The sequence below is a fragment of the Kribbella sp. NPDC056951 genome, assembly GCF_042674205.1.
Taxonomy (GTDB): Bacteria; Actinomycetota; Actinomycetes; order Propionibacteriales; family Kribbellaceae; genus Kribbella; species Kribbella yunnanensis.
Map to the genome: position 1 here is coordinate 178367 of NZ_JBHUQZ010000010.1, position 23282 is coordinate 201648.

The window sequence follows — 23282 nt, forward strand, 5'->3', positions numbered from 1 at the left end:
CACGTTCACCACACGACCGCCGCGAGGGCGGGGGGAGCCACTCACGCCGTCTGGCCGATGAGCAGCACGATTCGGACAGCAGTTGGGAATCGGCCGATGGCCGAAGCCGTCCGGATGCACCTGACGGCTGGCGTTCGCTGATGAGTGCCGACTACGACTATCCGGATGAGCTCGACGAACTCAACGGTCGTGAACGTCGTCGAGCAAAGCGAAACTGGCGCCGCGACGATCACGCGCAGCGGATGGCCTGGCTGCGCAACCAGCGGCAAGCCGAGCCAACCAGCCCGGTGTTCCTCGTCGTCATGGTTGTGGTGGTGGCGATTGTCATTCTCGGGCTCGGTGGCGGCCTGCCGCGTCTGCTAGGTGGCAAGCCCAAAGATGACGGTTCCCCGATCAGCCTGCTGACGCCCGGTCGTACGGTAGTTCTGCCGACTGCGCCGCCCAATGGCCAGACGAGCCAGCCGACAGCGCCTGGCCCGACCGTCACCCTGACGACGCCGCCGGTGCAAACACAGCGCCCAGGAGCCGGTGCGATCGCATCGGCGTCACAGGTCGTTGGTGCGTGGGCCAAGGCGTTCTATACGCGTGATCCCGGTGCGGAGAGCTACGCGGCGCTGGTCGCGAAGTGCGCGAAGTACATGACATCCGAGGTTGCCTCGAGCTTCACGGCGGCGGGCGACCCGACGTACGACGCCTTGAAGACGGACGGCGGCAGGTCGACGGTGCTGGCTGCTCTGGTTACTGCGCCGCCGCTCAACGCGGAGGCGCCGGTTGACACTCCGGACCGGATCACGCGGTTCGTGAAGGTCACCATCGATGTGACCGGTAAGAATGCTCAGCGATTCGACGTACCCCTGCTCATCACACTGACACCTCAGAACAGTCAGTGGCTCGTCAGCGATGTATCCGGCGGCAGCGGACCATGACAGCAGGGGGTCGTGATGTTCGACGAGCGTGATCTCGGACGTGGCCTGATGGCCGTTGCGAGTCGAGGCACTGTCGCCAAGGCTGCTGCCGGATTGGCAGTGCTCGGGTTGGCGAGTTTGTTGATGCTTGCGCCGTTCGGCGGAGCCAACAAGTCGCAGGCGGCCTGTTTGCCCGGCGTTCCTGGGCAGCCGGGGCTGCCGTATCAGTCGGGGGAGCTGCGCCAGACACAGATCGAGTTCGCCAAGCTGATCGACCAGGTCGCGGTAGCGCGTGGGTTGCCGGGGCGAGCGACGTTGATCGCGCTGATGACGGCTCTGGTCGAGTCGAACCTGCAGAACCTTGACTACGGTGACGCCGACTCGGTCGGGCTCTTCCAGCAGCGGCCGGCAGCTGGCTGGGGGTCTAAGGAGCAAATCACGGCTACGCCGCCGATCTATTCGATCGAGGCCTTCTTCGGTGGCAAGGAGGCTCCAGATCCGCCGGGTCTGGTGGATATCAATGGCTGGCCGTCGATGGCGCTCGGAGACGTGGCGCAACGCGTGCAAGTCTCGGCGTTCCCAGACCGCTACGCCACTCGCGAGCGCGAAGCCCGCCAGATCGCGTCCGCCGCGGGCATCGATCTCGAGCGCCGAGGAAACCCGTACGCAGGCCGGGCCGACTTACCGCCGGGAGCCTCGATCGGCGACGGGACTCTCGACGAGGACAACTGCGACAGTGGTGGAGGCCTGGAGAGCGGGCAACCGGTGAACGGCGTTTGGCCGGAGCAGGCGCAGTCCATGACCGATCCGACGGGAACCGGAGGAATGGTGACGCCGCGTACAGCGGCCTGGGTCGAAGCGGCGCGGAAGAACCTGGGTGATCTCAGCATGACGTGCTGGGACGCCCATGTCTGGAATCCGACCAGCGATCACCCTCGCGGCAAAGCTTGTGATGTCATGGTCGGTGCCGATGCCAGACGCTCAGCCCCAGCCCGTGCCCGCGGCGACGAGATCGCCAATTGGGCCGTGAAGACTGCGGGCCAAACCGGCGTGCACTATGTGATCTGGTACGGCAAGATCTGGTCTGCCCGCCGAGGTACCTGGATCCCCTACAACGGCGGCGGCGTATACGTCCCCACCGACGCCACCGGCGGCCACTTCGACCACGTACACGTGTCCATGTGGTAGCCAATTCGACGAACTGCAGGAGGAGCAACCGATGACCGGCCCTGGCGACCCCGCAGACCAGAACAATGCCTGGGGCGATGAGAGGCCGGCGAATTGGAATGGGTACGGCGAGCAGCCTGCTGTCCCACCCACTCAGCAGCGGCCTGAGCTCCCAAGCAAGTCAGGCGCTCAGCCGGGCGCTAGAACGTCCCGAGTCGAGGTATCCACTGCTGCGTTGCTGTTCTCGGCAGTTCCCTGGTTCTTCTGGAGTTTTGCAGTCGTCTCGTGGATTGTGGGCCTTCTCGGATTCGGCTGGGGATGGGTTCTCGTTGTTGCGTGGCTCGTATCGGGACTGGTGGTGTTCGTGCGCCCGGTCGAGGAGTTCCTGGCACGGTATCTGTTCCGTCTTCGCCTCCCGACGTTGGTGGAGGAGCAACGCCTTCGACCGATCTGGCGGCAGGTCACCGGTCGCGCGGGTGTATCCGAGGAGCGCTACGCGATCTGGATTCAGGAGGCCGACGAGCCGAACGCCGTACCAACACCTGGTCACCTCGTGGGCCTGACCAGATGGGCGCTCTACACGCTTCCACCGTCACATCTCGAAGCAGTGCTCGCTCATGAAATCGGACACCACCTCGGTGGACGTGACTGGCTGAGCCTGCTGAGCTTCTGGTATTCCATCCCTGCACGATGTGCGCTGATCGGAATGAGAGCGCTCGGCAGATTGATGAAGTCCGTTCCCGCAGTGGGCTGCGTCGTGGTCGGCTTCGTCCTGATCGGGTACGTCGGTGTGCTGGTCGCCGTACTGACCTTCGATGACAGCTTGGTGCTGCCGTTCCTCTTTCTGACGCCCCTGGTCGCCCCGCCGATCCTTGCCTGGTTGGGTCGCCGCGAGGTGTTGCAGGCAGACCGGCGAGCAGCAGCGATGGGGTACGGCGCGACGCTCATCCAGGTGCTGTACGGCTGGCAGCTTCAGCACCAGCAGATGGTCGGCCGAGACACCAACCGTCGATCTCGACTCATGTCCAGCGCGCCGTCACCAGCTGAGCGAGTCCGAGCCCTGGAGGCACTGACCGCTGCGGCCTGAGGTTGCGTTCGACCTCAGCCAGATGCCTTCGCAACAATTCGTTCGCGGGCGTCCTCGATGACGAACTCGGCCCCGCAATTCGCTGTCGCGGTGCGGCGGTCTCGTGGCATGCCTCCGATCAGGCCAGTGCGCTCCTCGGCATGCCTTGGGGCGTGTTGAGGTTGTGGGCGCTCAGGGCGTCAGGAACTGCAGGTCCTGGGCGGCGGTGGGGTTGGTGAAGGTCAGGAGGGCTTGGGCTTCGGGTTCGATGAGGGCTTGGGTTTTCTTGGAGAGCTTTTCGAGGGGTTTGATTTCTAGGGTGATTTGGGACTTGGTGTTTTTGGGGAGGCGCCAGGTGGCGGTGGGGTGGCCGTTGTGGAGGAGGGTGCCTTGGACGTAGAGGGATTGGAGGCGGGTGGTGGGGGTGGGGAGCCAGCGGGAGCGGTCGGCGTGGGAGAGGTAGAGGTTGTCGAATTCGGGGAGGAAGCGGGTGGGGGGCTCGGTGTCTGGGTCGGGGAGGGGTTGGGTGGGGAGGTCGTAGAGGGTGCGGCCGGAGTCGGCGTCGGTGTAGGTGCGGAGGTCCAGGCGGTCGAAGACTTCGGTGAGGTGGGTTAGGCCTGACCAGGATTGGGCGTCCATGACTGAGGCTGGGCCGTAGGCAGCTAGGTAGCGGAGGACCAGGGACTCGGGGTTGGGGGCGGGGTCCAGGTCGGCGTTGAGCCAGAGGTGGGGGAGGGACATGGCGGGGTTGCCGCCTTTGCCCCAGATGCCTCGGGGTGGGGTTTGGATGGTGGGGAGTAGGCAGCGGACGGCGTGGGCCAGGGCTGCGGGGTCGCGGTCGGGCCAGAGGGGGCCCAGGTGTTCGCGGAGTTGTACGGCGGTGGCGTGGCCTTCGGTGATGCGGTCGGTGCCGGCTTGGAGGACGGCGGGCATGTCGAGGCCCTCTAGGCGGTGGCGGCCGTAGGTCATGTTTTGGAAGACCTCGCGGTCCAGGCGGGGCTGGATGAGGGGGCGGAAGGCGAGGAAGTCGGGGCTCGTCATGAGGTGGATGGTGGCGCGCATCATCGAGCCGCGGACGGCTTCGCGGCCTTCGATGAGTTTGACGAGGTCGTCGGGCTGGAACGCGGTGAGGCGGGTCCAGAGGCCGACGTACGGCGCGAGGGGGATCTGGGCCTGCATGCCGACCAGGTGCTCGATGGCTTCGAGGGCGGTGGCGTCGTGGCGTTCGAGCAGCCACTGACGCTGGAGGGTGGCGCGGTTCTGGGCTTGCAGGCTCAACTTCGACATGGCCGATCTTCTCCCGGCCAACGGTTCATTCGCCAGCAGATCGCGATGCGCTGAAGGTGGTCACACGCTCCGTGTACGACGAACGGGCGGCGGGGTCGGCGTGGAGTCCGCGGTCGTCGCCGGCTAGGCGGCGGCCTAGGGACATGAGGCGGGTTGGGACGAGGCCGTCGAGGGTTTTCCAGCCGCCTAGCCAGCGGGGGACGGCTAGTTCGGGTTGGCGGGTTCGGCAGGTGCGGAGGACGGCGGCGGCTACGTCGGTGGGGTCGGCGGTGGGGACGAGGCCGCCTAGGCGGACGCCGGAGGAGAGGGAGGTTCGGACGGCGGAGGGGAGGACTGCGCTGGCGGTTACGCCGGTGTTGTGGAGTTCGCGGCGGACGGCGGCGGTGAGGCCTACGGCGGCGTACTTGGAGGCGTTGTAGACGGCCATGCCGGGGAAGGGGATCTTGCCGGCCATCGAGGCGATGTTGACGATGTGGCCGTGGTGGCGGTCGAGCATGCCGGGGAGGACCAGGCGCATGCCGTGGATGAGGCCCCAGACGTTGACGTCCAGGGTCACTCGGCTGATCTCGTCGGGTTCGTCGAGGAAACTGCCGAGGGGCATGACGCCGGCGTTGTTCACCAGTACGTCGATGTGGCCGGAGTCGGCGAGGACGTCGTCGATGAAGGCGGCGAACGAGTCGCGGGCGGTGACGTCGAGCGGGTGGACGGTGGGTTCGCCGGCGGGGTCGAGATCGCCGCGGTGGACGGTGGCGCCGGCTTGGGCGAAGGCCTGGGCTGTGGCTTGGCCTATGCCTCGGGCGGCGCCGGTTACTACGACGACGGCGCCGTTGAGGTCCAGGGGATTCATCGGACTACCTCCAAGGGTTTGGCGATGGTGTAGTCGGTGGGGGAGAAGCGGGCGACGTCGCGTTTCAGGCGGGCGCTGGACCAGGGCCAGCTGAAGGAGTTGCGGCCGTTGGTGTCGTGGTAGTAGCTGGCGCAGCCGCCGGTTTCGTAGACGGTGTTGGTGAGGGCGGACTGGACCGAGGTGACGAAGGCTTCCTGGACTTCGGGGCGTACGTCGAGACTGGACCAACCCCGGTTGAGGAGGGTCGAGACAGCCTGCAGGACGTGGTCGAGTTGGGCTTCGAGGATCATGAAGGCCGAGGTGTGGCCGGTGCCGAGGTTCGGGCCGAGGAGGTTGAAGGCGTTGGGGAAACCGGTGACGGCTGTCCCCAGATAGGCCTGGGGTGAGCCTTTCCAGACGTCGTCGAGGGACTCGCCGGCGGCGTTGTGGACGCGGGAGGCGATCGGGAGGTCGAGGATCTTGAAGCCGGTACCGAGGATGACGACGTCGGCCTCGATGCGGGAGCCGTCGGTACCGATCACCGTGGAGCCGTCGAAGCCGGCGACCGCGGTCGGGTGGACCGAGACGTTGCTCGAGGCAAGCGCCGGGTAGTAGGTGTTCGACATCAGGATGCGCTTGCAGCCGAGTGTGTAGGTCGGGGTGAGAGCAGAGCGCAAGGCTGCAGAGGGGACCGAGCGGCGGAGATGGAGGCGACCGACGGCCTCGACGAAGCGCATCAACCGCGGATGCCGGAAGCCGAGTCCGAGCGCCTCCATACCGGCGTACTCGACCCGCCGGAGCAAGCGTTGCGCGACCGGAAACCGACGGAACAGCCAGCGCTCGATGGGCGGCACGTAATGGTCCGGCTTCGGCAGAACCCATTGCGCAGTCCGCTGGAAGACATGCATCGAGGCCACTGATGGCTGGATGGCGGGAACGAACTGCACCGCCGACGCACCTGTCCCGATCACGGCAACCCGCTTACCAGCAAGGGAAACCGAGTGGTCCCAGCGCGACGAGTGAAAGACCGGACCGTCAAACGTACCGGGGATCGACGGCATAAGAGGCTCATGCCAAGGTCCGGTTGCAGTGATCAACACGCGGGCTTCGAGCGGACCGGTAGAGGTCTCCAACGACCACACAGCGCGCGCCGGATCCCACGAGGCGCGCAGCAGCTCGACACCGAAGCGCAGATGCGGCAGTACGTCGTACCGAGCGGCCGTGTCAGCCAGGTACTGCTGAATCTCGGCCTGCCCAGCGAAGGCTCGCGTCCACGACGGGTTCGGTGCGAACGAGTACGAATACAACGCCGACGGTACGTCGCACGCACACCCCGGATACGTGTTGTCGCGCCACGTCCCACCGAGTGACGGCCCCTTCTCCAGTACGGCGAAGTCCGTGATCCCCGCTTGTCGCAGCCGGATCGCCGCCCCGAGACCGGAAGCCCCGGCACCAATGATCACCACATCCATGGACGACCACCTCCAGAAACCGACAGTATCCGAATACCCAAGGAATTCCAATACCCGAAGATCTAGACTGCACCCATGGCGAGAATGACCCGCGCGGAGAGTCAGGCGCAGACCCGGGATGCCCTCGTGGCAACCGCGACCGAGTTGTTCTTGAACGACGGATACGCCGCCACGTCCCTGGAGAAGGTGGCCGACGAGGCAGGCTTCTCCAAGGGCGCGGTCTACTCGAACTTCCGCAACAAGGACGAGCTCTGCCTCGCGGTCGTGGACGCGATTCGCGCCGATCAGGCCCACAAACTCGCGCAGGCGCTCAAGGGCGCCGCAACGCTCGAGAAGATGCTCGAAGGCTTCCAGCACTGGGCCGACACGACGATCGGTGACGTCGGCTGGACGGTGTTCGAGGTCGAGTTCTCGACCCGGGCGCGGCAGGACGAGAACCTGCGAAAAGAGCTTGCCGAGCGCAACGCGGCGATCCGTAACGCGGCCGCGCTGCTCCTGGGCGCGCATGCGCTGGAGTTCGACATCACGCTGCCGATGCCGGCCGCCGACTGTGCCACAGCCCTGCTGAGTCTCGGTGTCGGGCTCGGCGTGCAGCGCGCGATCGACCCCGGGGTCGGCGTCGACGTACTGCCCAGTGTCATCCGGCTGCTCGCGGGCCGTTGACAAGGTTTTCCCTTGCCGCCGCAAGTTGCCGGGAAGTTCTGCTTCCCACCGGGTACCGAAGCGAACTAGGGTCTCGACGGATCGTAGTGGTTGCGTCACGCAACCCTGACGAATCGCCGACTGTGGGAGGGAATGTATGTCGAACCGCCGTAAGGCGATCGTGGCCGTCACCGCCGGGCTGGCCACCATCTCGCTCGGTCTGTCCGTCACCAGCGCCGCGGGGGCAGCGCCGGAGGCCACCACCCTGGGCAGCCTGAAGCTCGTCAAGACCAAGACATCTTTGCTCGGCAAGCACTACTGGTACCAGCAGACCTTCAAGGGCCTGCCGGTGATCAACGGGTACTACGCGAAGCACGAGACCAAGAGCGGTGTCCAGATCGCCGACGGCCGGGACGCCGTACCGGCGAACCTGGATGTGTCGGCGAAGCTGCCGGCCGCGACCGCCAACACCAAGGCGAGCGAGGCGATCAACGCCAAGGCCGCGCGCGCCCGGATCGCGGGTGCGGACAAGGAGGCCGAGAAGGTTCCGGCCGCCGGCCGCAGTACGGCGCAGCTGGCCGTCATCGGTGGTCCGAATGCCCGCCTGGTCTGGGCGGTCACCAGCCGCTCCAACGAGGGCTCGACCCGGAGCCTGGTCGACGCGGACAGCGGTTCGGTCGTCGAGTCGAAGGTGCTCAGCGACAACGCCACCGGTCACGGCTCGGTCTTCGACCCGAACCCGGTGGTCAGCGAGCAGAACGAGCAGCTGACCGACGAGAACGACAAGAACACCGACGCGCTGTTCCTCGCGCAGAAGAACGTCCTGCTGCGCAACCTGGACGGCGGCGGCAAGCTCAACGGCACCTACGTCAACATCAAGGAAGCCAAGGGCGGGGTCGCCGAGGACGAGGACAACAGCTTCCTCTACCAGCGCAAGAGCGACAAGTTCGAGCAGGTGATGGCGTACTACCACGTCAACCAGACGCAGGAGTACATCCACAAGCTCGGCTTCACCGAGGTGAACAACGAGTCCCAGGACTTCTCCATCAACACGTTCTCCGGGGACAACTCGTTCTACGACCCCTCGGTCGACATGATCACGATGGGCGAGGGTGGTGTCGACGACGCCGAGGACGCCGAGGTGATCTGGCACGAGTACGGTCACGCGATCCAGGACGACGTCGTACCGAACTTCGGTGAGTCGCTCGAGGCAGGGTCGATCGGTGAGGGATTCGGCGACTACTGGGCCGTCACGATGTCGATTCCGGTCAGCAAGGGCTTCGAGCTGCCCTGCGTGATGGACTGGGACGCGACGTCGTACACGTCCACCGAGCCGCACTGCCTGCGTCGTACCGACACCGGCAAGACCACCGACGACATCGTCGGTGAGGTGCACGACGACGGTGAGATCTGGTCGAACGCGCTGTGGGACATCCACCTGGCGCTCGGCCGCCAGAAGGCGAACAAGCTGATCCTCGAGGGCACGTTCTTCTACGCCCCCGACACCTCGTTCGCTGACGCCGCCCGCGTCACGGTGCAGGCCACCCGCCTGCTCTACGGCAAGGCCGACGCCCAGAAGGTCACCGACGCCTTCAAGGCCCGCAAGATCCTCAAGTAGTAGTAACAGGTCACGCGCCCACGGCTACTGTGGGCGCATGACCTGGAGTACGGCGGACATCCCGGACCTGACCGGACAACGGGCGCTGGTCACCGGCGCCACGAGCGGACTCGGCTACGAGACGGCGAAGGTGTTGCTGCAGCACGGCGCCGAGGTGGTGCTGGCGGCGCGCAACCCGGAGAAGACCGCGGAGGCCGCGCGTCGGCTGACTGTTGAGACGCATCGCGTGCCGATCACCGTGGAGCTCGACCTGGCCGACCTCGCGAGCGTGCAGCGCGCTGCCGCGGAGGTGGCTGACCGGTACGACGCTCTGGACGTCCTAGTCAACAACGCCGGTGTGATGGCGACGCCGTACCGGCAGACGATGGACGGGTTCGAGCTGCAGATCGGAACGAACCACCTGGGGCACTTCGCGCTCACCGCCCGGTTGATGCCGCTGCTGCGAAAAGGCCGAGTCGTCACGGTCAGCTCCTTCATGCACAAGTCGGCCAGCGGGATCCGGGAGTTCGATCTGCGGCTGCCGGCGAACGGCTACTCGAAATGGCCGCAGTACAGCAGGTCGAAGCTGGCCAATCTGCTCTTCATGTTCGAGCTCGGCCGCCGGGTGCCAAGTGTTTTGAGCGTCGGCGCGCATCCGGGCTACGCCTCGACACATCTGCAGGCAGCCGGGCCGGAGCTGGCCGGAGCGAAGCTGCAGGCGCGCATCTGGCAGGGGATCAACCTGTTCGCGCAGTCCGCGGCAGCGGGCGCCTGGCCGAGTCTGTACGCCGCCACTCGGCCGGATCTGCAGCAGGGGGCGTACGTCGGGCCAAGCTTCTTCGAGTATCGAGGGGCTCCGAAGCTGGTGCAGGCGACGCGGGCGGCCCAGAACGCAGAGCTGGCGCGGGAGCTGTGGGCGTGGTCGGTGGAGGCGACCGACGTGGATCCGGCACTCAGCGTGCGGAGCTAGTGACACAGCGGCAATCTTGTGGTTACCCTCGGGTAATTTCCGAGCTGGAGGTCCGCCCGTGCGCAAGCTTGTCGCCGTAGTCGCAGCCGTCGCCCTGACTGTCACAGCCTTCGGGACCCGGGCCGACGCTGCTCAGCCCGGCTTCGCCATCAAGTACGAGCGCATCCAGGGTGCAGGTGGTATTCAGATCGGTGCCGTCGTCCTGACCCCGACCGGTCAGGGGAGCGGTCCGTTCCCGCTGGTGGTGATGCCGTCGAGCTGGGGCGTCCCGAACCTCGAGTACGTCGGCCAGGGCAGCAAGCTGGCCAAGTCGGGCTTCCAGGTCATCTCGTACTCCAGCCGCGGCTTCTGGGACACCGGCGGCGGTATCGACGTGGCCGGCCCGCCGACCGTGGCCGACGTCTCCAAGGTGATCGACTGGGCCGCCCTGAACACGCCCGCCGACACCAGCAAGGTCGCCGCGGTCGGCATCTCGTACGGCGCCGGTACGTCGCTGCTCGCGGCCGCCGAGGACCCCCGCATCAAGGTGGTCGGCGCGCTGAGCGGTTGGGCCGACCTGATCAAGTCGATCGACCCGAACGAGACGGTCTCGCTCCAGGCAGTCGCCGGACTGCTTGCCGTCGGCAACATCACCGGCCGTCCCGGACCGGAGATGCAGTCGCTGCAGACCAAGTTCCTCACCGGCCGGTACGACGAAGCGATCGCCGAGGCGAAGGTGCTCGGCCCGGTGCGCTCCGCGCAGACCGTGGTCGGCAAGATCAACGCCAACAAGCCGGCCGTCTTCCTCGCGAACGCCTTCGAGGACTCGATCTTCCCGCCGACGCAGTACACCGACTTCTTCACCGCTCTGACCGGTCCGAAGCGGCTCCAGTTCGCCCACGGCGATCACTCCACTCCCGAGGTTCCTGGCGCGATCGGTCTGCCGAACGAGACCTGGGACGAGCTCGTCGCCTGGATGCGCCACTACCTGACCGGTGCGGACAACGGCGCCGACACCGAGAAGCCCGTGCAGTTGAAGTCCCAGCGCAACGTCTGGCGCGGCTACGGCAACTGGGCCGCGGTCGGTCAGCCGCGGACGACGTACCTGAGCAAAGGAAGCCTGCAGACTAGACCTGCGACCGGCTGGGAGAAGGGCATCGCGGCGGGCGTGCCGACCGTTGCCGACAGCGGCATCGCCTTGGTTTCCGGCGCGCTTCAGGGGCTGCTCTCGATCCCAACGGGCGTCGCCACCCCTTTGATCGATCGATCATTCGCCGGTGTCTGGTCGGGAGAGGTCTATCCCAGCCCCACGATCGTCAACGGATCCCCAGAACTGTCCTTCACAGCAACACCCTCTGTGAAGGACACTTCACTCTTCGCGTACCTCTATGACGTCAACGCGCTAGGAGTCGGATCCTTGATCTCGCACAAACCGCTCACACTGCGAGGGGCAACCCCCGGCAAAGCCGTCACCATCGATCTGCGCCTGGAAGCCACCAGTTGGGAGGTCCCGGCCGGTCATCACCTGGTCCTCGTCGTCGACACCGTCGACCCGCGGTACCTCGGCCGGAGCTCCGTCGGCAGTTCGGTCACGTTCAGTTCGCCGGCAAGCGATCCGGCCCAGCTCACCGTCCCGGTGGCCGCGTGACCACGACGCGCCGGGGATTCCTCGGCCTCACCGCTGCCGCCATCGCCGCCGCTCCGCTCAAGGCTCAGGCCGCCGCGCCGAAGTACCTCTACCACGGCCGGTACGGCGACGGTGTCGGCATCGCGTCGTACGACGCAACCGGCAAGATCACGTCGACCGGCGCACTGAGGGGTGTCGGCGACCCGTCGTTCATCATCCGCTCGGGCAACTTCCTGTACGCCGTCAATGAGCAGGAGACCGGGGCTGTCAGCGCCATTGCGATCGATGCCCCCGGCAAACTCCGGCTGCTCAATCGTCAACCCAACAAGGGATCCGGTCCGTGTCATCTGGCCGTTGCCAACGGCTACCTGTTGAGCGCGAACTACGGTTCCGGTGATGTCGCCGTACACAAACTGAAGGTTGACGGGGGCGTCGGCACCCAGACCGACCTCGTCAAGCACGCCGGCGACGGGCCGCACGCACACCAGATCGTCGTCGCAGGCAACTACATCCTGGCCGTCGATCTCGGCACGGACTCGGTCTACACCTACACGCTGACGAGCGGGAAGCTCGCGCTCAAACACCAGTTGACGCTGCCGGCCGGTGCCGGTCCCCGGCATCTCGCGTTCCACCCGTCCGGCAAGTTCGCGTACGTGGCGAACGAGCTGAACAGCACGATCACCGTCTGCAGCTTCGCCGACGGCAAGCTCACCGCGCTGAACACCCAGAGCACGGTCCCGCCCGGTTCGCCGACGAACTACCCGGGCGAGGTGATCGTGTCCCCGGACGGCCGGTACGTCTACCTCACCAACCGCGGTCACAACAGCATCGCGGTGTTCGCAACCTCCGCCACCGGTGAAGCGCTCACCCTCAAGGCGACGCCGAACGCCGGTGGCGTCTGGCCGCGGCACTGCATCATCGATCCGACCGGCAGCCTGCTCTTCGTCTCCAATCAGAACTCGGGCAACATCGTCACCTTCGCGGTCGACCTCGCGTCCGGGAACCTGACCCAGAAGAGCTCGTTCAGCACCCCGACTCCGGTGTGTGTAAATGTTTGAGGTCTTGCGTTTTTGAGATGAGAACGTTTCCATGGGAACGCCTTCCTCCGCCCCGAAGGAGCTCCCATGCTGAAACTTGTCGCCGCGGCCGCCCTTGCGGCCGCGGCCACTCTCGTGCCGACAGCCCAGGCCGCACCGGCTGAATGGCAGCGCGGAACCCCGCCTCTGAGCACCCCGTGGACCGATGACGTCACGCCGTCCAACGCTCTCCCGGAGTACCCGCGGCCCCAGCTGACCCGCCCCGAATGGCGCAACCTCAACGGTCTGTGGGAGTTCGCCGCCGCAGCACCGGGGGAGCAGCCCCCGATCGGCCGCACGCTCGGCGAGAAGGTCCTGGTGCCTTACCCGATCGAGTCCGCGCTGTCCGGGATCCAGCGGCACGAGGACCGGATGTTCTATCGCCGTACCTTCACCGTCCCGCAGCAGTGGAAGGGCCAACGCCTCGTCCTGCACTTCGGTGCGGTCGACTACGACGCCAAGGTCTGGATCAACGGCCGGCTGGCCGGCACGCACCGCGGCGGGTACGACGGGTTCGACGTCGACGCCACCAACTATCTGCACAGCAGCGGTCCGCAGGAGCTCATCGTCTGGGCCGAGGACCTCACCGACGAGACCTTCCAGCCGATCGGCAAGCAGCGTGAGGTCGGCGATCACGGGATCTTCTACCAGGGCAGTTCCGGCATCTGGCGCACGGTCTGGATGGAGCCGGTGAACACGTCGGCCATCGACCGCCTCCAGCTCACCCCCGACCTCCCCGGTAAGGCGCTCAAGGTCACCGCGGACACGGCCGGTCCAACGGGCCTCGATGTCGAAGTGACGGCGTACGACGGCCTTCGTCAGGTCGGCAGAGTCCGCGGCAAGGCCGACACTGAGCTCCGCGTGCCGATCCCGAACCCGAAGACCTGGACCCCCGACAAACCGTTCCTCTACGACCTCAAGGTCCGGCTGATCGATCGCCGTGGCAAGACCGTCGACCAGGTCGGTTCGTACGCCGGGATGCGGTCGGTCGGCCTGGTCAAAGGGGCCAACGGCAAGCTTCGGATGGGGCTCAACGGCAAGGTCCTGTTCAACCTGTCCACGCTCGACCAGGGCTTCTGGCCGGACGGCCTGAACACGGCGCCGACCGATGCCGCCCTGCGCTTCGACCTGGAGCAGCACAAGCGGCTCGGCTTCAACACCGTCCGCAAGCACATCAAGGTCGAGCCCGATCGTTGGTACTACTGGGCCGACAAGCTCGGCCTGATGGTCTGGCAGGACATGCCGGCCTCGAAGACAGCGGAGATCCCGGAGCCGTGGCGGGCGCAGTTCAAGTCCGAGCTGCGCGAGATGATCGAGGAGCACAAGAGCTTCACCTCGATCACCGTCTGGGTCCCGTTCAACGAGGGCTGGGGCGAGTGGGACAAGACCGAGACCGGCCAGATCGCCGACGCGGTCAAGGCCCAGGACCCGTCCCGCCTCGTCAACGCTCACAGCGGCGTCAACTGCTGTGCCTCCAAGGGCGATTCGGGCCGCGGTGACCTCCTCGATCACCATGCCTACCTCGGCCCGGGCACCCCGTCGCCGGCCGGTGAGCGGGCCGCGGTCGACGGCGAGCACGGCGGATTCGGCCTCAAGACACAGGACCACATGTGGTTCGGGGACGGCTTCGCGTACGAGATGACGCCGGACAAGGCGACGCTGACCAGACGGTACGTCGAGAATCAGCGCGACGTACTGAAGTCGGCCAACCAGTGCGGGATCAGCGGTTCGGTCTACACCCAGATCACCGATGTCGAGGGTGAACTGAACGGCTTCTTCACCTATGACCGGCAGGTCCCGAAGATGGACTTCGCCCAGGTCCGGACGATCAACGAGCAGATCATCGCGCAGGCGGACGGAACCGGAACCGGTGGGCCGAACCCCGGTCCCGGCACACCAGGTGCCGACGGCATCCACTTCTACCCGCTCGACGGAACCACCGAAGATGCCGTCGGCAACAACGACGCCACCCTGCAGAACGGCGCGATCTTTGCCCCGGGCAAGAACGGCCAAGGCGTTGCCCTGAACGGATCCAACCAGTACGTCGACACGGGCGCCGCGCTGCTGGACACCAGCGGCAACTACTCGGCCAGCGCGTGGGTGAAGCTGAACAAGGTGGACGGTTTCCAGACCTTCGTGAGCCAGGACGGTGATCGCGACAGCGCGTTCTTCCTGCAGTACTCCGGTGCCGACCAGCGGTTCGCGATGAGCTTCCCGGGCGTGCGGGCGCTCGCGCCGACCAAGCCGAACGCCGGCCAGTGGTACCACGTGACCGGTGTCCGCGATGCCGCCAAGGGCGAACTCCGCCTGTACGTCGACGGTCAGCCGGTGGCCGCGAAATCCGCCTGCACCCTGGACTCGACCTCGACCGGGAACACGGTGATCGGCCGGGCCAAGTTCGGCGGTAACCAGGTCGACTTCCTCGACGGCACCGTCGACCAGGTGCACGTCTACGACCGCGCCCTCACCGATCAGGAGGTCAAGACCCTGTACCAATCCGGTCGCTGACACTCGGATCCGAGATGCGAGCACGTCGCAAACCACCGATCCTTGACACTACATACTGACGAGGAGGAGGTGGGTGCGATGGCAGCGCCAAGCCACCTGCTCGCGCCTCAGGCCGTCAACAAGTTCCGGCCACCCCGTTTCGGCCTCGGTGGTTCGCGTCTCGGCGAACCACCCGGTCCGGGCGGCGACGCACCCGCGATCGCGACCGTCGACGCGGCGTACCAGGCGGGGATCCGGTTCTTCGACTCCTCACCGGCGTACGGCGACGCCGAAGCCAGACTCGGTACGGCGCTCAGTCGCCGCCCGCGCGGTGAATTCCTCGTCTCCACGAAGGTGGTCGGCGCGGACGCGGAGGAGTCGGTCCGCGGAAGTATGCAGCGCCTCGGACTGGCCGTGGATCTCGTGCTCGTGCAGGACTCGGGTGCGAGCGAGGCTGCGCCCGGGCCGGCGGCGTTCGAGGCCGCCCTCCCCGTTCTCGACGGTTTGCGGCGGGAGGGCCTGATCAAGGCGATCGGCGCCGCTTCGACCGACTGGCAAGCGCTTGATCGGCTCGTCCGCGACCACGAGCTGGACTGTGTCCTGCTCGCCGGGCGGTTCTCGCTGCTCGACCAGAGCGCGCGTCCGCTCCTCGATCGTTGCCTTGCGCGCGGAGTTTCGGTGATCGTCTCCGGCGTGCTGTCGCCGGAAGTCCTGCACACCGACAGCGTGCCGGCCCGGCGCATCTCGGCCGTCTGCGAGCGGTACGGCGTTTCGCTGCCGCAGGCCGCGCTCGCGTTCCCCGCCCGGCACGCCGCGGTCACCTCGGTACTGATCTCGGCCGCGAGCCCCGCGGAGATCCGGGCCGACGCGGCTCTGGTCCGACAGCCCGTCCCGGCGAACCTGTGGCGGGACCCGGAGTTGCTCCGTTTGCTAGCGTAGGGAGCAGGTCCTGCGCTACTGCGGGCCCCGGACGAGTGACGTCGTACCCGGTTGGCGAAAAGACGACGTCCGCCCCCAGGAGGGGCAGTTCCGATGCATGTTGTCGATGTTCTCGAGATCGCCGGTGCGCTGACCATTCTGATCGCCTTCGCGGCCGCCCAGGCCGGGCGGCTGCGGCAGCGCACGCTCACCTACCAGCTGCTGAACTTCCTCGGCTCCGCCCTGCTCGCCGCGATCGCACTCCAACAACGGTCCTGGGGCTTCCTGCTACTGGAAGGCAGCTGGGCCGTCATCAGCCTGATCGGCCTGCTCACACTCCGCCGGAAGCCCGAACCGCAACACGTCTAGAACTTGTCGCCCGGGTTGGTCGAGGACGGGCTGGGCTCACCAGGCGTCCCGGTCGGGAGACTGCCGCTGGGATCCGGAGTGGTCGGCGTACCGGGGCCTGTGGAGTCTGGCGGCGGGGTGGTCGGCGTGATCGTCGTGGTGACGGTGTTCGTCGGGGTCGGGATCACCGGCGGCGGGTTGAGCGGCGGGGAGTCCTTGAACAGCAGCCAAGCCAGCAAGAGCGACAGCGCCATCAGCAGCAGCATGGTGGCCAGCGCGTACCAGATCGCCGCCCAGGAGGCCGGCCGCAGCGCGGTCGGCCACGGCAGCGGCCAGATCCGGAACAGACCAGGCCGCCGACGGCCCTCCCAGTAGTGCAGGAAGTCGGGCCCGCGGCGCCGCCCGGGCTGCGGGACCCGGTCCATCAGGACCGCGGACAGTACGTCCTCGCCGCGGCGCTCGGCCAGCAGCCGCTCGTCCGTCGCGGCGCTGGACCCGTCGTCCTCGCGGATCGGCCCGAACGCGGCCCAGAGCGCGAGATCGTCGTCGTCCTCGTCGTTGTGCGCCAGTACGACGTCCTCGGGCAGCGAGTCGACCGCGAACACGAACCGGTCCCGGGCGGCCGCGTCGTCGGCCGAACCCTCGGTCATCATCGCGACCACGGCGTTCCGGCCGCGCTCGTCACTGGCTGTGTACAGATAACCGGCGGCATTCGCGCCCAGCCGCCCGCGCAACCAGAACTCGCCGACCCGCGGCGGGTCCTCCGGCTGCAGCGGAAGCGCGGCAGGAATCAGCGACACAGGCGCGTCCACCGGCCGCTCGGCCGGCTGCACCTCCGTCTGGGATTCGGTCGCAGTCATCGCCCCAATCCCACCACATCCCTGGTAGCACTGCCCCGGGGGTGTGTCTCTTAGCTCCCCGCCTACTGCGCTGCACTCGGCACGGCGCCTCGCCGCACTGGAGGAAAGGCCACGATGGAACAACATCGAGGCCTCCCCTCCAGCACACCGAGCCACCGCACCGAGCACATGCTCGCTACGGCGTGGAACCAAGAGACACACCCCACTCCCCGTGATTTGAGTCGCCGGGGAGGATGGGCTCGGTGGGCCGTGGAGCGGCGGACCCGGGGATCTGATGGAATGGCCGGTGTCGAACGCATCGGGGAGTGACAAGGTCCGCACTGTGGACCCCGGAAGGACAGGCATGACCGAAACCACTGTGCCGGCTGCAAGCGTGGCGCAGCAGTCCCGGCTGATCGGCGAGGCACTCAGCGAGGTCAAGCGAGTGATCGTCGGTCAGGAGCACATGGTCGAGACGCTGATGGTCTCGCTGCTGGCCAAGGGTCACTGCCTGCTCGAGGGTGTGCCGGGTGTCGCCAAGACGCTCGCCGTGCGGACCTTCGCGAGTGTGGTCGGCGGCACCTTCGCCCGGATCCAGTTCACCCCCGACCTGGTCCCGTCCGACATCGTCGGGACCCGGATCTACCGGCAGACCCGCGAGGCGTTCGACATCGAGCTCGGCCCGACGTTCGTGAACTTCGTGCTGGCCGACGAGGTGAACCGGGCCCCGGCCAAGGTGCAGTCGGCGATGCTCGAGCTGATGGCCGAGCGGCAGGTGTCGATCGGCGGCCAGACCTTCCCGATGCCGAAGCCGTTCATCGTGATCGCGACCCAGAACCCGATCGAGTCCGAGGGCGTCTACCCGCTGCCGGAAGCGCAGCGGGACCGGTTCCTGGTCAAGATCGACGTGCCGCACCCGCGTGGGCACGAGGAGTTCGAGATCCTCCGCCGGATGAGCGTGGACCCGCCCGAGCCGCGGCCGGTGCTGCAGCCGGAGACGATCATGGAGCTGCAACGGACGGCCGAGCAGGTCTTCGTGCACAACCTCGTCGCGGAGTACGCCGTACGTCTGGTGATGGCGACCCGGACACCGACCGACTTCCACCTGCCCGACCTGGAGCCGATCATCGAGCTCGGCGTCAGCCCGCGGGCGACGCTCGGCCTGGTCTCGGCCGGCCGGGCGCTGGCGCTGATCCACGGCCGCGACTACCTGCTCCCGAGTGACATCCAGACCGTCGCGCTGGACGTGATGGGTCACCGGATGGGCCTGACCTTCGACGCGGTTGCCGACAACATCGACCCGCGCGCAGTCGTCGAGCGCATCCTGGCCACTGTCCCGCCGCCCCAGCCGGTCTGGCGCGACGGCAGCGACGGCCAGGGCCGCCCGGAGTTCGTGTAGTGGCAAACCGTCAAGACCCGCGAGCTGCGATGACGATCTCGCAGCTCGCGCCCGAGCGGGCGTTGCGGCGGCTGGAGCTGACCGTCGTACGGCGTCTCGAGGGGTATCTGCACGGTGAGCACATGGGCCTGTTGCCGGGGCCCGGCACCGAGCTCGCCGAAGCACGGGCTTACCAGGTCGGCGACGATGTCCGGCGGATGGACTGGGCGGTGACCGCGCGGACGACGATCCCGCACGTGCGGGATCTGATCGCGGACCGCGAGCTGGAGACGTGGGCGATGGTCGACCTGTCCGGCTCGATGAACTTCGGTACGTCGACCTTGGAGAAGCGCGAGCTCGCGGTCGCCGCGGTGGCCACGGTCGGGTTCCTGACCCACCGGCTGGGCGACCGGTTCGGCGGCCTGATGCTGCGCGACTCGTCATTGCGGCGCTGGCCGGCGCGTTCGGGTCGCCTCGCCTTGTACGGTCTGCTCCGCGCGTTGCTGGCCGAGCAGTTCACCGCCGAGCAGTCCGCGCATCGCAGTGACCTGGCCGCGGCGCTGGAGTCGATGGCCCGGACGCAGCGCAAGCGTGGTCTGCGGGTGATCGTTTCTGACTTCCTCACCCCCGAGGACGGCGAGATCGACAGTCGGCTGGAGCCTTCCTGGGAGCGTGCGATGCGCAAGCTGACCGCACAGCACCAGGTGCTCGCCGTGGAGATCGTCGACCCGCGCGAGCTCGAGCTGCCGAATATCGGCGTCGTCATGATCGGCGATCCGGAGACCGGCCAGGTCCGCGAGATCGACACCCGCCGCCGCAAGGTCCGGGAGGCCTTCGCGACCGCCGCGCTGGCACAGCGGGAACGAACCCGGATCGCCCTGCGTAGGGTAGGTGCGGGCCATCTGGTCCTGCGGACCGACCGCGACTGGGTCGCCGACACCGTGCGCTTCGTGCTCGCCTACCGGCGGATGGCACCGCGTCTGCACCAACCGCCGAAGGGAGTGGCGCGCTGATGGAGTTCCTGTCTCCGAGCAGGTTGTGGTTCCTGCTGCTCATCCCGGTGGTCGTCGCGGCCTACCTGTACCTGCAGCACCGCCGCTCGCAGTACGCGCTGCGCTTCACCAACATCGCGCTGCTCGACCGGGTCGCGCCGCGCCGCCCGCAGTGGCGCCGGCACCTCGCGGTCACCTTCGCGCTGCTGGCGTCGATCTCCTGCATCGTGGCGTTCGCGCAGCCCAAGGACAAGGTCAAGGTGCCGCGCGAGCGGGCCACGATCGTGGTCGCGATCGACGTCTCGCTGTCGATGATGGCCACCGACATCGACCCGAACCGGCTGGAGGCGGCGAAGAAGTCGGCGAAGAACTTCGTCAACCAGCTGCCCGGCAAGTTCAACGTCGCGCTGGTGAACTTCGCCGGGTCGGCCTCGATCATCGTGCCGCCGACCACCGACCGGGCGACCGTGCTGCGGTCGATCGACGGTCTGGACCTGGCCGAGTCCACGGCGACCGGTGAAGGCATCTTCACCTCGCTGCAGGCGCTCACCCAGGTCCCGCCGGACCCCGACCACCCGAACGACCCGGCCCCGGCGCGCATCGTGCTGCTCTCCGACGGCAAGCGGACGGTCGGCCGGACCGCGCAGGAAGGCGCCCAGGCGGCCAAGGCCAAGAAGACGCCGGTCTACACGATCTGCTTCGGTACCGACTCCGGCTTCATCGAGATGGACGGGATCCGGCAGCGGGTCCCACCGGATCGGGCCGAGCTCCGCAGCGTCGCCGAGATCAGCAACGGCAAGGCCTACACCGCGGAGTCGGCCGGTGAGCTGGAGGACGTCTATAAGGACATCGGCTCCTCGGTCGGCTACGACGAGGTGGACAAGGAAGTCACCTCACGGTTCGCCGGGATCGCCATGCTCTTCACGTTGGCCGCGGCCGGTGCCTGTATCGCGATGGCGTCCCGGTTCCCCTGATCGACGAGCGCTGACAGCAGGCTGTAAGTGAACTGAAACCGCCCGTGGGTTCGATGGACGAAATTCCATTCCGAACCTTCGGAGGTTTCACTCATGAAGACAGTTCTGCGTTTGGCATTGACCGGACTCGGATCGGTGGCCCTGCTCGGCGGTGGGCTGGCGACGGCTTCGGCGGCACCTGTGTACGACGACGCCGAAGCGGGTCCGCTGACGGTCGCAGCGACCTCGTCGTTCGTCGCCTACTCCGGCTCCAGCTGGAGCGGTTTCTCCAAGGACATCAACGGCTGTGGCCTGCACCGGATCCCGTACAGCGGTTCCTACCGCTGGTACGCCCGCGGCCAGAGCGGGCATCTGTTCAACAACACCACGGGAACCGGCGTTCCGCACACGCGGCTGCCCTCAGATGCCAACAAGTCGTCGGCCAGCGGGTTCGGGTGGAAGAGCATCCTGATCGTCTGCTGATCACCAACACGCCGAGCCCGGCCCTGCACCAGGGCCGGGCTCAGGCGTTTCTCAGACCTCGTCCGCGTACGTCGTCAGCCAGGCCAGCGCCGAGTTCCAGTTCACCGCCACCTCGTTGGTCGAGTACGAACCGATCTCATCGATGTAGCACTTCGCCGGGGCGCAGCCGACAAGGTTGCGCTGGGCAACGGGATCCTGCAGCCCGGAGTTCGCGCCGCCGGCCAGCGAGCCCGGGTACGGCGAGGGATACGCCGGGTTCAGCGAATGGGACCAGAACCGGTGGTGCTGGTTATGGCTGTCCCGCTCGCCGTACCCGGTCACGTAGGACTGGTTGATCGCGTTCCGCCCGAGCAGGTAGTCCAGCGACTCCAACGCTGCCGATCGGTAGGACGGGCGCCCGGTCAGGCCGGCGGCGATCGCGAGAATCATCGCGTTGTTCGCCGTACCGCTGTTCGATCCCCACACGTATTGGCCGTTGGCCGGCTTGTACGGATTGGCGTAGCCCTGGGACCGCAGATCGGCAAGGTAGCTGTCGGCAACGGTCGCGATCCGGCGGATCAGCTTGAGCCGCTCGATAACCGACAACCGCCATGGCACCCGCGCGAGCGCGAGATCCGCGAGCCCACCGGTCTCCTGCCACGAGAATCCATCGGCCGCCTTCAGCACAGTACTGATACGACGCTTGTACGACGCCTTGCCAGTCGCGGCGAACAATTCGGCCGCGGCCCACGAGAACTCGTCGGTCACCTTCACATCGTCGTACGCGCCGCCGCCCACGCCGCCGGTCGGCGCGTAGATCGTCGGGTGCAGCTCAGCGGCCTTCCAAGCGGTCTGCGCGGCCGAGAGGCAGCGAGCAGCCAGTGCGTGGTCCCAGCGGGCGTACACGCGGGCGCAGCGGGCGCCGATGGCAGCGAGGTTGAGGGTCGCGGCGGTCGACGGCGGGTAGAGGTAGCGCTGCTGCGGGTCGGCCGCCGGGGCGAGCGCCATACCGGTCCACGCTTCGTCGTGGATCTTGTGGTGGACCATGCCGGCCAGTGGCTGACCAGCCGGGACCTGCATGCGGAGCAGGAAGTCGATCTGCCACTTCGCCTCGTCCAGCACATCCGGCACGCGGTTCGCGTTCTCGGGGATCTTCAGGCTGACGTTGCGGTCCGACTCCTCGTACAGGTCGAGCAGCTGCCACGCCGCGAGCGCCCCGTTGACGACGTACTTGCCGTGGTCGCCGGCGTCGTACCAGCCGTCGCGGACGTCGAGGCTGTAGTCGCAGCTGCCGGGAACGCAGGGGACCGAGGTGTCACCCTTGTTCGGCGCGACGCCGATGTGACCAGCCGCGCGGGCCCAGGCGTCGCCGACGTACTTCGCCTCGATCGGGATCCCGCTGCGGTTGTTGTAGAAGTACTCGAGCGAGTCCTGTCGCAGGGCGGAGTACAGGTTCTTCGCGATATCGAATGGCTCACTGACGTCTTCGCCGACGACGAGCTTGAAGCCGGTGCCGGTCGTCCGGAAACTCCCGAAGTCGATCAGCTGCACGCTGTCACCCGACAAAGCATCCGGCCCGTACGGCGTGGTCTTGCCGACGGCAACCGTCTTGTTGCCGGAATCAACGAGCTTCCAGTCCAGCGGAGTCGTCGCCGACGTCACGTACGTCGCCCGATGCGGACCGCCTGGCAGATACCCGACCTGGTTGACCCGAACTGGTGAGCCGAAGTCCCGGATCCCGCCCGGCGGCAGGATTCCGCCGGTGATCGAGATGTTGTCCAGGCAGAGCGTGTACGCCTCGGCCGCGCCACCGGCCTGGAACGACATCTGACCGTGCGTGTCGGTCACTGGCGAATTGTTGGTGAAGCTGAAACTCTGCATCGTCGTACCGGCCGTGACGGTCTGGCCGATGACCGTGCCGTACGGCGGCCCCTGCTGCTGCAGAACCGCCTTGAACTGGATTGGTTTGCTGGCCGACGCGTCGAACTTGAGCGTGTAGGGCTGACCCTGCTCCAGCGGTACGTCGTCCTGGCCGATCATCGAGTCCCAGGGATTGACGGTGCCGGCCGGGATCTGGGCGCACAGCCGCCCGTTGGTGACCGCGGACGGTGTGGTCGAGCTGGACCACCAGGGTTCCCGCTCGGTGTCGAAGGTCCCGTTCAGGATCCGCTCGTACGGCGGATCGGCCGCGGTGGCCGGGGTTCCGATCAGGGTCGCAGCCAGGACGGTGAGCGCGGCGGAACCGGCGATCAGGGCGGATCGTCGTGCTGAGGGCATGGGCACTGCCTCCG

Annotated in this window: 20 protein-coding genes and 1 riboswitch; of the genes, 15 read left to right on the top strand and 5 right to left on the bottom strand. The window is 67.2% G+C overall.

The genetic code is table 11. The features are described from left to right. Window positions 1-140 precede the first annotated feature (140 nt). The 3 genes from ACFTSF_RS31835 to ACFTSF_RS31845 all read left to right on the top strand — a co-directional run bounded on the left by ACFTSF_RS31835 (window position 141) and on the right by ACFTSF_RS31845 (window position 3159). Window positions 141-926 carry a hypothetical protein gene (locus tag ACFTSF_RS31835; RefSeq protein ID WP_380158105.1) on the top strand — a complete coding sequence of 262 codons (786 nt, stop codon included), beginning with the start codon at window positions 141-143 and terminating at the stop codon, window positions 924-926. A 15-nt stretch (window positions 927-941) separates the two neighbouring features. Continuing rightward, window positions 942-2093 carry a hypothetical protein gene (locus tag ACFTSF_RS31840; protein ID WP_380158106.1) on the top strand — a complete coding sequence of 384 codons (1152 nt, stop codon included), beginning with the start codon at window positions 942-944 and terminating at the stop codon, window positions 2091-2093. 343 nt (window positions 2094-2436) lie between these two features. Next, on the top strand, window positions 2437-3159 hold the full coding sequence (locus ACFTSF_RS31845) for a M48 family metalloprotease (RefSeq protein ID WP_380158108.1): 723 nt from the start codon (window positions 2437-2439) through the stop codon (window positions 3157-3159). A 171-nt stretch (window positions 3160-3330) separates the two neighbouring features. Here ACFTSF_RS31845 and ACFTSF_RS31850 read toward each other — a convergent pair whose 3' ends face one another. From ACFTSF_RS31850 to ACFTSF_RS31860, 3 genes are read right to left on the bottom strand one after another with little or no spacing between them, the layout of a single operon-like run. Then, window positions 3331-4425: a winged helix DNA-binding domain-containing protein gene (locus tag ACFTSF_RS31850; protein ID WP_380158109.1), complete on the bottom strand. Its 1095-nt coding sequence runs from the start codon at window positions 4423-4425 to the stop codon at window positions 3331-3333. Window positions 4426-4450: 25 nt separating this feature from the next. Continuing rightward, window positions 4451-5272 (bottom strand): SDR family oxidoreductase, encoded by an 822-nt coding sequence (locus tag ACFTSF_RS31855; protein ID WP_380158111.1) that lies wholly within the window; start codon window positions 5270-5272, stop codon window positions 4451-4453. Next, complete coding sequence (locus tag ACFTSF_RS31860) at window positions 5269-6723, bottom strand: flavin-containing monooxygenase (protein ID WP_380158113.1); 1455 nt, start codon at window positions 6721-6723, stop codon at window positions 5269-5271. Before ACFTSF_RS31860 ends, ACFTSF_RS31855 begins: the two co-directional genes overlap by 4 nt. A gap of 75 nt (window positions 6724-6798) precedes the next feature. On the opposite strand from ACFTSF_RS31860, the gene ACFTSF_RS31865 reads away from it, so the two are divergent. From ACFTSF_RS31865 to ACFTSF_RS31900, 8 genes are all read left to right on the top strand, one after another. Beyond that, window positions 6799-7386, top strand: coding sequence for a TetR/AcrR family transcriptional regulator (locus tag ACFTSF_RS31865; protein ID WP_380158115.1), 588 nt, complete (start codon window positions 6799-6801; stop codon window positions 7384-7386). 136 nt (window positions 7387-7522) lie between these two features. Further along, a complete protein-coding gene (locus ACFTSF_RS31870; protein ID WP_380158117.1) occupies window positions 7523-8983 on the top strand; it encodes a M36 family metallopeptidase in 1461 nt (486 codons plus the stop codon). Between the two features lie 37 nt (window positions 8984-9020). Then, window positions 9021-9932, top strand: coding sequence for an oxidoreductase (locus tag ACFTSF_RS31875; RefSeq protein ID WP_380158118.1), 912 nt, complete (start codon window positions 9021-9023; stop codon window positions 9930-9932). Between the two features lie 58 nt (window positions 9933-9990). Then, on the top strand, window positions 9991-11559 hold the full coding sequence (locus ACFTSF_RS31880; RefSeq protein ID WP_380158119.1) for a CocE/NonD family hydrolase: 1569 nt from the start codon (window positions 9991-9993) through the stop codon (window positions 11557-11559). Next, window positions 11556-12596 carry a lactonase family protein gene (locus ACFTSF_RS31885; RefSeq protein ID WP_380158121.1) on the top strand — a complete coding sequence of 347 codons (1041 nt, stop codon included), beginning with the start codon at window positions 11556-11558 and terminating at the stop codon, window positions 12594-12596. The genes ACFTSF_RS31880 and ACFTSF_RS31885 overlap by 4 nt, the downstream gene beginning before the upstream one ends. Before the next feature lie 66 nt (window positions 12597-12662). Further along, window positions 12663-15122: a LamG-like jellyroll fold domain-containing protein gene (locus ACFTSF_RS31890; protein WP_380158123.1), complete on the top strand. Its 2460-nt coding sequence runs from the start codon at window positions 12663-12665 to the stop codon at window positions 15120-15122. A 78-nt stretch (window positions 15123-15200) separates the two neighbouring features. Then, window positions 15201-16040 carry an aldo/keto reductase gene (locus ACFTSF_RS31895; protein ID WP_380158125.1) on the top strand — a complete coding sequence of 280 codons (840 nt, stop codon included), beginning with the start codon at window positions 15201-15203 and terminating at the stop codon, window positions 16038-16040. Window positions 16041-16044: 4 nt separating this feature from the next. Beyond that, window positions 16045-16112: riboswitch (guanidine-III (ykkC-III) riboswitch) on the top strand. A 21-nt stretch (window positions 16113-16133) separates the two neighbouring features. Next, window positions 16134-16388, top strand: a complete 255-nt coding sequence (locus tag ACFTSF_RS31900) for a hypothetical protein (RefSeq protein WP_380158127.1) — start codon at window positions 16134-16136, stop codon at window positions 16386-16388. Here the strand turns inward: ACFTSF_RS31900 and ACFTSF_RS31905 are convergent. Continuing rightward, window positions 16385-17227, bottom strand: coding sequence for a hypothetical protein (locus ACFTSF_RS31905; protein ID WP_380158128.1), 843 nt, complete (start codon window positions 17225-17227; stop codon window positions 16385-16387). The genes ACFTSF_RS31900 and ACFTSF_RS31905 overlap by 4 nt on opposite strands. Window positions 17228-17570: 343 nt before the next feature. On the opposite strand from ACFTSF_RS31905, the gene ACFTSF_RS31910 reads away from it, so the two are divergent. The 4 genes from ACFTSF_RS31910 (at window position 17571) to ACFTSF_RS31925 (ending at window position 21012) form a co-directional block, all read left to right on the top strand. Then, entirely contained in the window at window positions 17571-18605 is a 1035-nt protein-coding gene (locus ACFTSF_RS31910; protein ID WP_344152321.1) for a MoxR family ATPase, read from the top strand. Between the two features lie 29 nt (window positions 18606-18634). Next, window positions 18635-19597 (top strand): DUF58 domain-containing protein, encoded by a 963-nt coding sequence (locus ACFTSF_RS31915; protein ID WP_344152319.1) that lies wholly within the window; start codon window positions 18635-18637, stop codon window positions 19595-19597. Then, entirely contained in the window at window positions 19597-20550 is a 954-nt protein-coding gene (locus tag ACFTSF_RS31920; RefSeq protein ID WP_344152317.1) for a VWA domain-containing protein, read from the top strand. The genes ACFTSF_RS31915 and ACFTSF_RS31920 overlap by 1 nt, the downstream gene beginning before the upstream one ends. A 93-nt stretch (window positions 20551-20643) precedes the next feature. Then, window positions 20644-21012 carry a MiAMP1 family antimicrobial peptide gene (locus tag ACFTSF_RS31925; protein ID WP_380158131.1) on the top strand — a complete coding sequence of 123 codons (369 nt, stop codon included), beginning with the start codon at window positions 20644-20646 and terminating at the stop codon, window positions 21010-21012. 51 nt (window positions 21013-21063) lie between these two features. On the opposite strand, the gene ACFTSF_RS31930 is transcribed toward ACFTSF_RS31925, so the two are convergent. Beyond that, entirely contained in the window at window positions 21064-23268 is a 2205-nt protein-coding gene (locus ACFTSF_RS31930) for a glycoside hydrolase family 9 protein (RefSeq protein ID WP_380158132.1), read from the bottom strand. Window positions 23269-23282: the final 14 nt, after the last annotated feature.